Origin of the sequence: Pantanalinema sp. (assembly GCA_036704125.1) — a bacterium.
Lineage (GTDB): Bacteria > Cyanobacteriota > Sericytochromatia > S15B-MN24 > UBA4093 > JAGIBK01.
In genome coordinates this window covers 1-13,674 of record DATNQI010000059.1, presented here as the reverse complement: position 1 = coordinate 13,674, position 13,674 = coordinate 1, and the positions used below count along the sequence as shown (strand labels likewise).

Sequence of the window (13,674 nt, the reverse complement as noted above, 5' to 3'; positions counted from 1 at the left end):
TCCTTTGGGGCTCTTATCAAGACCGGCCGAGACCGGCGTAGGCGAAACCGGCGGAGCGTACCTCGCCGGGCGAGAGCGCGTTGCGCGCATCGAGCAGGAAGGCCGTTCGCACCTGGCCCCTCAGCCGGGTGAGATCGAGCGCGCCGCGCAGCGCGCGGGTGCCGAAGACGAGGGCGTCGGCCCCCTTGGCAGCCTCGTAGGGGCAGGCCGCGACGCGCAGGGCGGGGCACCGCAGGGCGGCCTCGCTCGCGGCCTCGGGGTCGTAGGCCAGGACCTTGACGCCGCGCGCGAGCAGGTCCTCGGCCAGCGCGATCGAGAGCGAGTCGCGCCAGTCGTCGAGCCCCGGGTCCAGGCCCATGAGCACGACGGTGCGGCCTTTCAGCACCTTCAGGTGACGCTGGAGCTTGGTGAGGGCGGTCCCCCGGCGCCGCAGCAGGGTCGCATGCGCCGCTTTCAGCACCCCGGGCGCCTCGCCGTACTCCTCGGCCAGCCGGATCAAGGAGGCCACCTCGCCGGTCGGGGCCGCCTCCCCCCAGCTCCAGCCCCCCCCGATGCCGTCGAGGCGGCGATCGAGCCCCAGGCCGAGGGCCAGGTCGTCGGGATCCGCCCCGAAGCGCTCGCACAGCTGCGCCAGCTCGTCGGCGAAGGCCGCGCGGGTGGCGATGAGGGCGGTGGTGGCGTAGGGGATGAGCTCCGCGGTGGCCGGATCGGTCGCGACCAAGGGAACGGCCTCTCCCCCTTGCGGGGTGCGCCGCTCGAGCAGCGGGGCATACAGCCTGCGCACCCCCTCGATGGCGCGCGGGGCGCTCGCCCCCACCACCAGGCAATCCGGATGGAAGGCGTCGTGCAAGGCCGAGCCCGCGCGCAGGGGGCCGGGCAGGGTGACGACCTCGAAGGCGCTCGGAGCGGGGTGCGCCTTGCCGTGGGGCAAAGAAAGCCTCGCCCCCTCGTTGATCCACATGCCCACCCAGGCGGCGCAGCCGACGGGGATCATGCCCTTGAGGGCGACGAGGGTCTCGCCCGAGAGGGCCCGCCCCACCTCCTGGGCGATGCGGCGCAGCGCCCCGAGATCGGGCTCCCCGCTCGAGCGCATGGAGGGCTCGACGGCGATCACCACCACGTCCGCCTCGGCGACCCTCGCGGGCAGGTCGCTCGAAAATTCAAGGTTGTCAGCCATCTGGTTGACGGCGATGAGGGCCTCGAGGCCGGGCTCGCGAAGCTTCAGCTCGCCTCTTTCCAGGCGATCGAGGCGCTCCTGGTCTCCATCGACGCATCGCACCCGGTGGCCGATCTCGGCGAGGAAGGCGGCCATGGCCAGGCCCAGCCGGCCGCTCCCGATGACGCAAACGCGCATTCAAGGCCTCCCGGATCCGGGGGTCGGATCGGCTCAGATGGTACAATCTTCCCCGCGCGCAACGAAGGGCGCGCGCGCCTAAAAAACCGGTGCGCGTCGCCCCAGGAAGGCTCGGTAGGATGCCAGATTTCGAGGTCCTCGTCCCCGCGACCTCCGCCAACATGGGCCCCGGGTTCGACTGCCTGGGCCTTGCCTTGCCTTTCGGCAACCGCTTCCGGGTCGAGACGGCTCCGCGGCAGCCGGGCTCCTACCGGCTGGCGGGCGAGGGCGCAGGCTCCGCGCTGGAGGGCGAGCGCAACCTCTTCTGGGTGGCGGCCCAGCGGCTCGCCGCCGAAGTGGGCGCCGAGCTTCCCCCCCTGGCCGTCGCGTGCGAGGCTTCGATCCCGCTCGGGCGCGGCCTCGGCTCCAGCGCGAGCGCCGTGGTCGGCGGGCTCCTCGCCGCCAACCGGGTGCTCGGCGAGAGGCTCGGGCCCGGCGACCTGCTGCGGCTGGCCACCGAGATCGAGGGCCACCCGGACAACGTGGCCCCCGCCCTTCTGGGGGGCGTCTGCGTCGCCGTCCAGGGCGAGGGGGGCTTGCTGGCCGAGCGCCTCGCGGTGATGGACGCGCCGGGGCTCGCCGTCGCCGTCCCCTCCTTCGAGCTCTCGACCGCCAAGGCCCGCGCGGCCTTGCCCTCGCTTGTTCCCCATGCCGATGCGGTCTATAATGTGGGGCGCGCGGCCCTGCTGGTCACCGCCCTCTTCTCGAGCCGCCGCGAGCTACTGGCCGAGGCCCTCGCCGACAGGCTCCACCAGCCCTACCGCGAGCCCCTGATCCCCGGCATGCCCGAGGTGGTGCGCGCGGCGCGCGACGCCGGGGCGTGGGGGGTGACCCTCTCCGGGGCCGGGCCCACCTTGCTCGCCTGGTGTCCTTCCGAGCGCCGCGAGGCCGTCGCCTTGGCGATGGCCGAGGCCTGGGCGACGGAAGGGATCGCCGCTCGGGCCTTTCCCAGTGCGATCGCCGCGCAGGGCGCCACCATCCATCCGGCCGCATGACGGGCCGTCTCGAGAGGATCACCCCATGGCCTTGATCGTTCAGAAGTTCGGCGGCTCATCCGTCGGCGACGTGGAGCGGATCCGGCACGTCGCGCGCCGCGTCGCCCAGACGCGGCGCGAGGGCAACGACGTCGTCGTCGCGGTCTCCGCCATGGGCAAGACCACCGACGGCCTCGTCGCCCTGATGAGCCAGATCTCGAGCTCACCTTCCGCGCGCGAGGTCGACATGCTGCTCTCCACCGGCGAGCAGGTCTCCATCGCCCTGCTCGCCCAGGCCCTCATCGAGGAGGGGGTGAGCGCCGTGAGCCTCACGGGCTGGCAGGCAGGGATCACCACCGAGCCGGTGCACCGCAACGCGCCCATCAAGACCATCGACACCCGGCGCATGAAGGACCTGCTCTCGGAGGGCTACGTCGTGGTGGTCGCGGGCTTCCAGGGGGTCAGCGAGGGGGGCGCCATCACCACCCTCGGCCGGGGCGGCTCGGACACGACCGCGGTGGCCGTCGCGGCGGCCCTCTCGGCCGACTTCTGCGACATCTTCACCGATGTGGACGGGGTCTACACCGCCGACCCGCGCATGGTGCCCGACGCCCGGATGCACCCCGAGATCTCCTACGACGAGATGCTCGAGCTGGCAAGCCTTGGGGCCAAGGTCCTGCACCCGCGCTCGGTCGAGTACGCCAAGCACGCCAAGCTGTTCCTGCGCGTCCGCTCGAGCTTCAACGAGGGGACCGGGACGGTCGTCAAGGGGGTGGATCAGTTGGAACAGTTGAACCCGGTCACCGGCGTCACCGCGGACCTCAAGCAGGCCAAGCTCGCCGTCCTCCAGGTCCCAGACCGGCCCGGGGTGGCCGCTCAGCTCTTCGGGGCGCTCGCCAAGCAGCACATCGACGTGGACATGATCATCCAGACCGAGCATGCGGCACACGGCTCGGATCGCACCGACATCGCCTTCACCGTCGCCGAGGGGGACCTGGCCTCGGCCCGGCGGATCGTCAACGAGGTCGCCGAGAGCCTCGGCGCCTCGGGCGTCATCGCGGCCGGCGACGTGGCCAAGGTCTCCATCGTCGGCGCCGGCATGATCAATCACCCGGGCACCGCGGCCGCCATGTTCGAGGCCCTCTCCGACGCGGGGATCAACATCCAGATGATTTCGACCTCCGAGATCAAGGTCTCGTGCGTGATCGACCGCTCCCGAGCCGAGGATGCCGTGCGGGCCCTTCACCGCCGCTTCGCCCTCGGCGCGCTCGGCGCTCCGCAGGCGAGCCCTCAGAACGTCCAATAACCGGACCGACGCCTGACCTGATTGCGACACAAGACTCTCTTGATCTGACTGTCCTGTCCGGCGATAATTGCCAATAACCAAGCGAGCCTTGGGTAGTGGCGATCGGGGAGCCGGATGAGCGACAGCACGACCACGGTCCAATCAAATTTCTCGTTCCTGGCCGAGCACTCGCCTCGCCTGGTGACCACTGCCACGCTGGCCGAGCGCTACCTGGCCGACGACCCGAACACCTGCCTCATCAAGCTGCGCCAGTACGCCGAGATCCTGGCGCAAATGGTCGCCGCAAGGATCGGCCTCTACACCTCGACCGAGGACTCCTTCAAGGACATCCTCGACCGGATGCGGGATCGGAACGTCCTGGCCCCCGACGTGGCCAACCTCTTTCACGGGATCCGCAAGGCCGGCAACGGGGCCGCGCACTCGCTCAGGGGCGAGTACGACGAGGCCCTGCACCAGCTGAGGATGGCCCGCGCCCTGGCGGTCTGGTTCCACCAGGCCTTCGGCAAGGAGCGGGCCTTCAAGCCCGAGCCGTTCAGGCTTCCTGCTCGGCCGGCCGACGGGGCCCGCGAGCTGGCCGAGCAGATCGAGCGCCTGCAGCAGGAGCTTGCGGCGACCCGCGAGGCCTCCACCGCCGCCCAGGACACGGCCCGCGAGGAAGCCCTGCGGCGCCTCGAAGCCGAGGCCCGCGCGCAGCACGTCGCCCTCGAGCGCGAGCAACTCGAGGCCGCCGCCAAGCAGGCCGAGGAGCAGTTCCAGGCCGAACGCCAGCGCCTCACCCTCGAGCTCGAGGCCGTGCAGGCCAAGGCTGCCTCCAGCCCCGCCGAGGCCATCTCGCAGCTCGTTGCCCAGGCCGTGGAGGCCGGTCAGCACCTCGACATCGACGAAGCGGACACCCGCCGCCTGATCGACCAGCAACTCCGCGAGGCCGGATGGGAGGTCGATACCCAGAACCTCACCTATGCCAAGGGTGTTCGCCCCCAGAAGGGCAAGAACCTCGCCATCGCCGAGTGGCCGACCGAGAGCGGGCCCGCAGACTACGTCCTGTTCGCGGGCCTCCTGCCCCTCGGGGTGGTGGAGGCAAAGCGCCGAAACAAGGATGTGGCCGCCTACATCCGTCAAGCGAAGCGCTACAGCAAGACCTACAAGCCATCCGCGGGTGAAGCCGCCCCGGGGGGACCGTGGGGCGAGTACAAGATCCCGTTCCTCTACTCGACCAACGGGCGACCTTTCCTGCGGCAACTGAAGGAGAAGAGCGGGGTCTGGTTCCTGGATGCCCGGCGGGCTCAGAACCACCCCTATCCCCTCGAGGCCTGGTACACCCCCCAAGGCTTGCTGGGTCTCCTGGAGCAGGACGTCGATCGCTCCAACGAGGCCCTCGCGTCGGAGGCCTTCTCCTACCTCGACCTGCGAGACTACCAGAAGGAGGCCATCCGGGCCGTCGAGCAGGCCATCATCCAAGGCCAGCGGGAGATGCTCGTGGCGATGGCCACCGGCACGGGGAAGACCCGCACATGCATCGGCCTCATCTACCGCCTCGCAAAGGCCAAGCGCTTCCGTCGCGTGCTGTTCCTGGTGGACCGGTCGGCGCTCGGGGAGCAGACCCTCAACGCCTTCAAGGACGTCCGGCTCGAGAACCTTCAAACCTTCTCCGACATCTACGACGTCAAGGGGATGGGCGACATGGTGCCCGATGCCGATACCCGGCTGCACATCGCCACCGTCCAGGGCATGGTCAAGCGGATCCTCTACCCCTCGACCGAGGACCGCCCCTTTCCCGTGGACCTCTACGACTGCATCGTGATCGACGAGTGCCACCGGGGCTACAACCTCGACAAGGACCTCTCGGAGACCGAGCTGACCTTCCGCAGCGAGGAGGACTACTTCTCGAAGTACCGGCGGGTGCTCGACCACTTCGACGCGGTGAAGATCGGCCTGACCGCCACGCCCGCCCTGCACACCACCGAGATCTTCGGCGCGCCGGTGTACCAGTACAGCTACCGCCAGGCGGTCATCGACGGCTATCTGGTCGACCATGAGCCACCCATCCGCATCGTCACGGGCCTGGCCGAGGACGGCATCGTCTGGAAGGTGGGCGAGCCGATCCCGGTCTACAACGTCCGGCTCAACACCGTGGATCTGCTTCAGGCGCCCGATGAGGTCGCCCTCGAGGTGGACGCCTTCAACCGGAAGGTAGTCACCGAGAACTTCAACCGGGTGGTCTGCCGCGAGCTGGCGCGGCACATCGACCCTTCGCTACCGGGAAAGACGCTGCTCTTCTGCGCCACCGACAGCCATGCGGACCTCGTGGTCAGGCTCCTCAAGGAGGCCTACGAGGAGCAGCACGGCGGGATCGACGACGACGCCATCGTCAAGATCACGGGCTCGGCCGACGACCCGCTGGGGCTCATCCGCCGCTTCAAGAACGAGCAGCACCCCAAGGTCGTGGTGACGGTGGACCTCTTGACCACGGGCATCGACGTTCCCGAGATCGTCAACCTGGTCTTCATCCGCCTTGTCCGTAGCCGCATCCTCTACGAGCAGATGCTGGGCCGCGCGACCCGCCTGTGCGACGACATCGGCAAAGATCGCTTCCGCATCTTCGACGCGGTGGACCTCTACAAGGCCCTGGCCCCGGTCTCGACCATGAAGCCGGTGGTCACCACCCCCACGATCACGTTCGAGCAGCTCGTCGAGGAGCTGAAATCGGTGACTCACGCGCAGGCCCAGCAAGAGGTCCACGACCAGCTGCTTGCCAAGCTCCAGCGCAAGGCCAAGAGGCTCAAGGGTCACGAAGGATTCGAGACCCTTGCAGGTATGAACCCAGCCGCCCTGATCGCCCACCTGAGGTCGCAGGGGCCCGCAGGATCGTCCACCTGGTTCAAGACGCACCAGGACCTGGCCCTGTTTCTCGACCGGGTGAGGACCGGGGACGGCCCCACGCTCCTCATCTCCCACCATGAGGATGAGCTGCGCCGAGTGGAGCGAGGCTACGGCAACGCCACCCGTCCCGAGGACTACCTCGAGTCGTTCACGGCGTTCATCCGCGACAACATGAACCTGATCCCCGCCCTTTCGATCGTCACCCAGCGCCCGCGCGACCTGACCCGCGCGCAGCTCAAGGAGCTGAAGCTGGCCCTGGACCAGGCGGGGTACAATGAGGCAGCCCTTCAGACGGCCTGGCAGGAGATGACCAACGAGGACATCGCAGCCTCGATCATCGGGTTCATCCGCCAGCGAGCCCTGGGCTCGCCCCTCGTGCCCTACGCGGAGCGGGTGGAGCGGGCCGTCAAGAAGATCGTCGCCAGCCGCTACTGGACCGAGCCCCAGCGGAAGTGGCTCGAGCGGATCGGTAGCCAGCTCAAGCAGGAGACGATCGTCGATCGCGAGGCCCTCGATCGCGGCCAGTTCAAGGCCAGCGGTGGCTTCGCCCGGATCGACAAGATGTTCGAGGGCCAGCTTGAAATGATACTCGGCGACCTGCAAGAGCAGGTCTGGAAAGATGCAGGATAGAACCGGATGAGCACGACCCAGGATATCGTCCAGAAGCTGTGGAGCCTCTGCCACGTCCTTAGGGACGACGGTGTTTCGTACCTCGCCTACGTTACCGAACTGACCTACCTGCTCTTTCTCAAGATGGCGCAGGAAGTCGGCACCGAGGACCAGCTCCCCGAGGGCTATCGTTGGCAGGACCTGGATAGCAAGGATGGCATCGATCAGCTGACCTTCTATCGAATGATGTTGATCCATCTTGGTTCTCACGGGTCGGGCCGAGTGCAAGCGATTTTCGCCAACGCCTCGACGATGCTGACCAAGCCGACCACGCTGAAGAAGCTGACCGACTCGATCGACGACTTGGACTGGTACAGCGCCCGTCACGAGGGCCTGGGTGACCTCTACGAGGGCCTGCTTGAGAAGAACATGAGCGAGGCCAAGTCTGGTGCGGGGCAATACTTCACGCCTCGGCCACTTATCGACAGCATGGTTGCCCTGGTGAAGCCACAAGCAGGAGAGCGAGTTCAGGATCCGGCAACCGGAACTGCAGGCTTCCTTGTTGCCGCCGATCGCTACATCAAGGAGATCACCGACGACCTTTTCGACTTGAGCGAGAAGCTGCAGGAGTTCCAGCGCCGAGAGGCTTTCTACGGCATGGAACTTGGACCTGTGGTCCATCGGCTCGCCCTCATGAACGCGATGCTGCACGACATCCAGAGCGACATCCTGCTGGGCGACACCCTCTCGCCCCAGGGCGCAGCCTTGCCGAAGGCGGACGTGATCCTCACCAATCCGCCCTTCGGCACCAAGAAAGGCGGAGGGCTTCCCACTCGGGACGACTTCACCTTCCCGACCTCGAACAAGCAGCTCGCCTTCCTTCAGCACATCTACCGCAGCCTGAAGCCGGGCGGCCGGGCGGCGGTTGTCCTGCCCGACAACGTGCTCTTCGAGGACAACGTCGGCGCCCAGATCCGCGCCGACCTGATGGACAAGTGCGACCTGCACACCATCCTGCGGCTGCCCACAGGCATCTTCTATGCCCAGGGGGTCAAGACCAACGTCCTGTTCTTCACTAGGGGCAAGACCGACAAGGGCAACACCCCGGGGGTCTGGGTCTACGACCTGCGGACCAATATGCCCTCGTTCGGGAAGCGGACCCCGCTGACCCGCGAGCACTTCAAGCCCTTCGAGGAGGCCTATGGCGACAATCCGCTTGGCCAGAGTCCTCGTGTTTACCAGGGCGAGCAAGGGCGGTTCCGCTACTTCACTCGCGAGCAGATCAAGGCCCGGGGAGAGAACCTCGACATCTCGTGGCTCAAGGATGACAGCGTTGAGAGTTCCGAAGACCTGCCCACCCCAGAGGTGATCGCCACCGAGATCATGGAAAACCTGCGGACAGCGCTAGAGGAGATGGAGGCGCTGAGCAAGTTGCTGGCAGAGCCGGCGACAAATGTGGAAGCCTAACTGACGATGACTGATCTAGCAACAAAGCTTCCTACTGGCTGGGCAGAAGCATCTCTGGGCGAACTGACTACCAAGCTAGTCGATGGATCGCACAATCCCCCGAAGGAGGCCGATTTCGGCTTCCCGATGCTCAGTGCAAGAAATATCGATGAAGGGCAGATCCAATTTACAAAGTATCGGTTTATCTCAGAGCAGAGCTTCAAGGTTGAACACGCCCGAACTCAAGTTAGTCCAGGCGATGTACTTCTAACGATTGTGGGAACGATTGGGCGAACTGCAATTGTGCCTCATAGTATCCAGCCATTTACTCTCCAACGTAGCGTTGCGGTTCTGGCTCCTCAGGGAGTAATCCCAGAATTTCTCAAGTTTCAGCTCGATAGCCCAATCATTCAAACCCAACTTGAAGCTGAAGCTAAGGGTACCGCCCAAAAGGGGATCTACCTCAAGGCTTTGGCTGGGATCAAACTTCGGGTTGCTCCCCTCAACGAGCAGCGCCACATCGTCACCAAAATCACGGAGCTGACCGCCCGAAGTCACCGCGCCCGAGAAGCCCTGGATGCCATCCCCGCCCTTCTGGACCGCTTCAGGCAATCGGTGCTGGCCGCAGCCTTCCGGGGCGACCTCACGGCGGAGTGGAGGGCGAAGAACCCGGATGTCGAGCCCGCGTCGGTCCTTCTGGATCGGATTCGCCAGGAGCGGTATCGGAAGTGGGAGAAGAACCTACGGACGAAGGGGAAGGACCCATCAAGAGCGAAGTACGAAGATCCCCTTGCCCCCGAGTCTGACGGTCTACCGTCGCTGCCCGAGGGGTGGTGTTGGGCCACTGTAGACGAACTTGCGGTGCTCACCCAGTACGGATCGTCAGCCAAGACCTACGAGGATCCGTCCGGCATCCCAGTCCTGAGGATGGGCAATATCGTGGACGGCACCTTGTTGATGGAAGGACTGAAGTACCTCCCAGCAGACCACGATGAGTTTCCTGAGCTATTCCTAGAGGCCGGGGACATCTTGTTCAACCGGACAAACAGCCCTGAGCTAGTTGGAAAGACTGCCGTATTCGAAGGCGCTGACGGACCTGTTTCGTTCGCTTCTTACCTGATTAGGGTCCGGGTCCGGGGATGCCTCCCCCAGATTGTCTCGATGTACATCAACTCTCCGTTCGGCCGCGCCTGGGTGGGCGAAAACATTAACCAACAGGTGGGACAAGCCAACATCAACGGCTCAAAGTTGAGGGCGCTCACGATACCAGTACCACCTCTCGAAGAGCAGCGCCACATCGTCGCCGTGGTTGAGAGAGCCCTGATGTCCCGAGGCCAAGTAAGGGAAACGGTCGGAATAACTCTTGATGGGTTAGAAACCCTAACCCAGTCCATCCTCGCCAAGGCCTTCCGTGGCGAGTTGGTTCCCCAGGATCCCAACGACGAGCCCGCGTCAGCTCTGCTTGATCGCATCCGGGGCGAAAGGGCCGAGGCGGTCGTGCCCAAGGCGCGGCGGGGCCGGAAGCCACGAGAGCTGACCGAGGCAAGGGGGTAACCGTGCTGACTGACCTTCTGCACCCTGGGCTTGACCTCGTGTTTTGTGGAACGGCAGCCGGCACGGAGTCCGCCCGACGCCAGGCTTATTACGCAGGCCCCGGAAACAAGTTCTGGCGCACCCTGCATCGGGCGGGCCTCACCCCACGACAGCTCAAGCCCGAGGAGTACGTCCAGCTGCCCGAGTTCGGCATCGGCCTGACCGACCTGGTGAAGGGTAAGGCAGGGATGGACCACACCCTGCAAAAGGCCGACTACGACCGCGAGGGGTTCGAGCAGCGGATCCTTGAGGCCCAACCCAAGGTGATCTGCTTCAACGGGAAGCAGGCGACGATGGCCTACCTGCAGGTCAAGAAGGTCGAGTTCGGGCTGCAGGCCGGGTGCCACATCGGGGCGACCCAGATCTTCGTGGCACCCTCGACCTCTGGGGCTGCGAGCGGGTTTTGGGACGAGGCCGTTTGGTTCGAGCTGGCGAAACTGGCGGGCCGTTCATGAGGTTTGCGGGGGCTGATGGCTGCTCGAGCGGCTGGGTAGTGGCGTCCTGGGAGGACACTGATCCGCCTGGGTCCGTGACCATCCACCTGGCCAGGACCTTCAAAGAAGTCGTAAGCGGCCACTACGAAATCATCGCCGTGGACATCCCGATCGGCCTGCCCGACCGGGGCACTACGAGACTGTGGAGGTCTTTCCCAAATGGCTGACAAGCACGTTTCGCAAGCCTTCGCAGACGCCCTCCTCGCAGTCGAAAAACAGAGGGTCGATGAAAAGGTGTGGGAGTATCCCGCGCACGGCACGTCCGTGCAGATCCCCTTGCAGTCAACCGACCTCAAGGAAGAGTTCGTTCTTGACGTGAAGCGCTACCGGATAGATCTGGTGCGACGTACCTTCCAGAACCGAGGTCGGGTCTCGCTAATCTTGGCGCGAGTCGATCTGCGAGGTCCCTCTCACGATAACCCGGATGGAACCGAGGTCCCACCGCCCCACATCCACCTCTACCGGGAGGGATACGGCGACAAGTGGGCGTTCCCCCTGCCAGACGTTTTCTCCAATCCCGAGGATACTGAGCGGACGTTACTCGATTTCATGGGGTATTGTAATATCACGCTCCCTCCACGCATGCAGCAAGGGTGGGTTTGATGCTCTCGGAGGCCCGACGGCTGATCGTTTCCTACACCGACTGGTTGAAAGACCGGACGGCGTTGCGTGATGTCAACGGGTGGGTGGAGATCCAGACGCCGTTTCTCGATCGGCACAACGATCGCTTGGTAATCTACCTCAAGGAAGAGAACGGCACATTCTGGCTGACCGATGATGGCTACACCCTCGATGATCTTCGCATGTCGGGGTGCGAACTGAAGACCCCCAAGCGTCTCGCCTTGCTTCAGACCATCCTCAACGGCCATGGGGTTCAACTTCTGGACGATGCCCTCTGCGTCCAAGCTACGCGTGAAGACTTTCCCCATCGCAAGCACTCACTGGTTCAGGCCATGGTGACTGTCAACGACCTATTCGTGCTGGCTGCTGGCCAGGTGCAGAGTCTCTTCTTGGAGGACGTGCAGGCGTGGCTTGAAGACAATGACATCCGTTACGCGCCATCCGTGAACTTCACTGGCAAGAGCGGGTTCAGCCACCACTTCGACTTCGTGATCCCTCATTCCAAGAAAAAGCCCGAGAGAATCGTCAAGGCCATCAACCGGCCTGCTCGCGACTCCGCTCAGAACTTGGCTTTTGCCTGGGTCGACTCCCGGGAGGTTCGCCCCCCGAACGCGGAGTTGATCGCATTTCTCAACGACGACGAGCACAAGATTCCCTCGGGCGTCACCGAGGCCCTTGGACAATACGGAATCCGGCCAGTGCCCTGGAGTAAGCGACACAGCATCAGGGATAACTTGGTTGCGTAGATCCTGGGGCTCCACTCGTGCTCACTGCAAGCAGGCTTCCAGGTCTCAGCGGACCGCGCCGGGGACCCTCGAAGAGAAGGGCGACTGGCGGCGGGTGGCAGCAGCTCTCGAAGAGGCGAGGCTGCTGGGCGAGCCCTCGCCCGTAAATCTCCCCTCATCCCCCTCACGACGGACCGCCTCAGGGCGGTCCGTCGCGTCGTGCAGGAAGCAGGGCGGGGGCTAGCCCTCTCGAGCGTGTCGAAACCGGGGGGCTAGCCCTCTTGTCGCCGATTGCTTCTCTTGAATAAGCTTGCTGCGATTAGCACTCTCATGTCCTGTTGGCCACCCACCCTCGGGGGCGGCCGACGCGCCCTCCTCCGCAAGGCCGATCGACTCCTCGAAGGAGACCCATCCCATGTCAGCCATCCGCCTGATCCTGCCCCTCGTCGCCGCCGTGGCCCTCGCCGGCTGCGCCCAACTTCCCTTCGGCACGCCCACCCGGCCCGCCGAGGGGAAGGCCAGCCTCCAGATCCGCACCCAGCTGGCCAGCGGCGCCTACCGCACCCAGACGGCAGGGATCATGCCTTACGGCCAGGACGACGTCGTGCACCTGCTGCTCAAGCTCTACCGGGTCAACGACACCGGCGAGAGCGCCATCGCGGATGCGAACGGCCGCCCCATCACCAAGGACGTCCTCAAGGCCGACCTCGGCACCCCGGTCGGCTTCGTCAACCTGCACCCCAACACCCGCTACCGGATCAAGGCCTACGCCTACAAGGCCACCGGCGAGGCCGAAGGCGATCTGATCTCGTTCGAGGCCAGCTCCAGCCTCGACGTGCAGGTCGATACGGACGAGCGGCCTACCGTGGGCGAGCTGAGGGTCCAGCTCGCCGATCGGCCCTTCAGGGCCGAGGCCACCAGCAGCATCGTGTTCGACGACGGCACCCTCACCAACGTGGACGAGGTCATCGAACCCGGCCAGCCCCGACAGTAGCTTCCCCTCGCGTCACGGAGTGAACCTCAGATGAAATTCAAATGGGCTGTAATGAGCGCCGCGGCCATGCTCCTCGCCGGCTGCGCCGTCCCTCTGGCCGGCAACCTCGCCGGGAGAGACGCGAGCCTCTCGGTGGTGAGCGCCGTCCAGGACGGCGGGCTTCGCACCCAATCGACCCTCACGGCCTACACCAAGGCCAGCATCGCCCGCGTGACCCTCAAGCTCTACACCCTGGACGCCAGCGGCACCCCAAGCCCCGTCATGGACGGCGCCAGCCAGGTCCAGGCGGACGTGAGCAGCACGGCGATCGACAAGCCGGTGACCTTCAAGAGCCTGCACCGCAAGACCACGTACCGGATCAAGGCCTTCGCCTACAAGGGCACCAGCGAGGCGACCGACGACCTCATCTCCACGACCGACGCGAACTCGTACCGCACCATCAGGGTCGATCGAAGCCTGACCCCCACCATCACCAGCGTGCCGGTCAAGCTGATCGACCGCCTCTTCAAGGCCGAGGGGACCAGCAGCCTCGAGGTCACCGATGGCACGATCACGCACGAAACCGAGTCCATCGTGCCCGGCACCTGAACTCCACGCTCTCAGAAGCAGGCGGGCCCTGACGTTTCAACGTCAGGGCCC

The 13,674-nt window shown here is 65.5% G+C and carries 11 protein-coding genes; 10 read left to right on the top strand and 1 reads right to left on the bottom strand.

Annotation, left to right across the window (positions count from 1 at the left end):
* Nucleotides 1–16 precede the first annotated feature (16 nt).
* Nucleotides 17–1,354, bottom strand: coding sequence for a nucleotide sugar dehydrogenase (locus tag V6D00_09060; protein ID HEY9899316.1), 1,338 nt, complete (start codon nucleotides 1,352–1,354; stop codon nucleotides 17–19).
* Nucleotides 1,355–1,473: 119 nt separating this feature from the next.
* On the opposite strand from V6D00_09060, the gene thrB reads away from it, so the two are divergent.
* From thrB to V6D00_09010, 10 genes are all read left to right on the top strand, one after another.
* On the top strand, nucleotides 1,474–2,388 hold the full coding sequence (gene thrB, locus V6D00_09055) for a homoserine kinase (protein ID HEY9899315.1): 915 nt from the start codon (nucleotides 1,474–1,476) through the stop codon (nucleotides 2,386–2,388).
* A gap of 25 nt (nucleotides 2,389–2,413) precedes the next feature.
* Nucleotides 2,414–3,673: an aspartate kinase gene (locus tag V6D00_09050; protein HEY9899314.1), complete on the top strand. Its 1,260-nt coding sequence runs from the start codon at nucleotides 2,414–2,416 to the stop codon at nucleotides 3,671–3,673.
* Between the two features lie 114 nt (nucleotides 3,674–3,787).
* The gene (gene hsdR, locus V6D00_09045) at nucleotides 3,788–7,183 is read left to right on the top strand and encodes a type I restriction-modification system endonuclease (protein HEY9899313.1); all 3,396 of its coding nucleotides are present in this window, start codon (nucleotides 3,788–3,790) and stop codon (nucleotides 7,181–7,183) included.
* A 6-nt stretch (nucleotides 7,184–7,189) separates the two neighbouring features.
* Nucleotides 7,190–8,629 carry an N-6 DNA methylase gene (locus tag V6D00_09040; GenBank protein HEY9899312.1) on the top strand — a complete coding sequence of 480 codons (1,440 nt, stop codon included), beginning with the start codon at nucleotides 7,190–7,192 and terminating at the stop codon, nucleotides 8,627–8,629.
* A 6-nt stretch (nucleotides 8,630–8,635) separates the two neighbouring features.
* On the top strand, nucleotides 8,636–10,162 hold the full coding sequence (locus tag V6D00_09035; protein HEY9899311.1) for a restriction endonuclease subunit S: 1,527 nt from the start codon (nucleotides 8,636–8,638) through the stop codon (nucleotides 10,160–10,162).
* Nucleotides 10,163–10,164: 2 nt separating this feature from the next.
* On the top strand, nucleotides 10,165–10,656 hold the full coding sequence (locus tag V6D00_09030) for a mismatch-specific DNA-glycosylase (protein HEY9899310.1): 492 nt from the start codon (nucleotides 10,165–10,167) through the stop codon (nucleotides 10,654–10,656).
* A 198-nt stretch (nucleotides 10,657–10,854) separates the two neighbouring features.
* Complete coding sequence (locus tag V6D00_09025; GenBank protein ID HEY9899309.1) at nucleotides 10,855–11,298, top strand: hypothetical protein; 444 nt, start codon at nucleotides 10,855–10,857, stop codon at nucleotides 11,296–11,298.
* On the top strand, nucleotides 11,298–12,062 hold the full coding sequence (locus tag V6D00_09020; GenBank protein HEY9899308.1) for a DUF1829 domain-containing protein: 765 nt from the start codon (nucleotides 11,298–11,300) through the stop codon (nucleotides 12,060–12,062). Before V6D00_09025 ends, V6D00_09020 begins: the two co-directional genes overlap by 1 nt.
* A 394-nt stretch (nucleotides 12,063–12,456) precedes the next feature.
* Nucleotides 12,457–13,035: a hypothetical protein gene (locus tag V6D00_09015; protein HEY9899307.1), complete on the top strand. Its 579-nt coding sequence runs from the start codon at nucleotides 12,457–12,459 to the stop codon at nucleotides 13,033–13,035.
* Between the two features lie 30 nt (nucleotides 13,036–13,065).
* Nucleotides 13,066–13,623, top strand: coding sequence for a hypothetical protein (locus V6D00_09010; GenBank protein ID HEY9899306.1), 558 nt, complete (start codon nucleotides 13,066–13,068; stop codon nucleotides 13,621–13,623).
* Nucleotides 13,624–13,674 lie beyond the last annotated feature (51 nt).

Excerpts from the sequence above, each read along its gene's own strand:
- V6D00_09060 (HEY9899316.1), bottom strand. The coding sequence starts at position 1,354 with ATGCGCGTTTGCGTCATCGGGAGCGGCCGGCTGGGCCTGGCCATGGCC.
- thrB (HEY9899315.1), top strand. The coding sequence starts at position 1,474 with ATGCCAGATTTCGAGGTCCTCGTCCCCGCGACCTCCGCCAACATGGGC.
- V6D00_09050 (HEY9899314.1), top strand. The coding sequence starts at position 2,414 with ATGGCCTTGATCGTTCAGAAGTTCGGCGGCTCATCCGTCGGCGACGTG.
- hsdR (HEY9899313.1), top strand. The coding sequence starts at position 3,788 with ATGAGCGACAGCACGACCACGGTCCAATCAAATTTCTCGTTCCTGGCC.
- V6D00_09040 (HEY9899312.1), top strand. The coding sequence starts at position 7,190 with ATGAGCACGACCCAGGATATCGTCCAGAAGCTGTGGAGCCTCTGCCAC.
- V6D00_09035 (HEY9899311.1), top strand. The coding sequence starts at position 8,636 with ATGACTGATCTAGCAACAAAGCTTCCTACTGGCTGGGCAGAAGCATCT.
- V6D00_09025 (HEY9899309.1), top strand. The coding sequence starts at position 10,855 with ATGGCTGACAAGCACGTTTCGCAAGCCTTCGCAGACGCCCTCCTCGCA.
- V6D00_09020 (HEY9899308.1), top strand. The coding sequence starts at position 11,298 with ATGCTCTCGGAGGCCCGACGGCTGATCGTTTCCTACACCGACTGGTTG.
- V6D00_09015 (HEY9899307.1), top strand. The coding sequence starts at position 12,457 with ATGTCAGCCATCCGCCTGATCCTGCCCCTCGTCGCCGCCGTGGCCCTC.
- V6D00_09010 (HEY9899306.1), top strand. The coding sequence starts at position 13,066 with ATGAAATTCAAATGGGCTGTAATGAGCGCCGCGGCCATGCTCCTCGCC.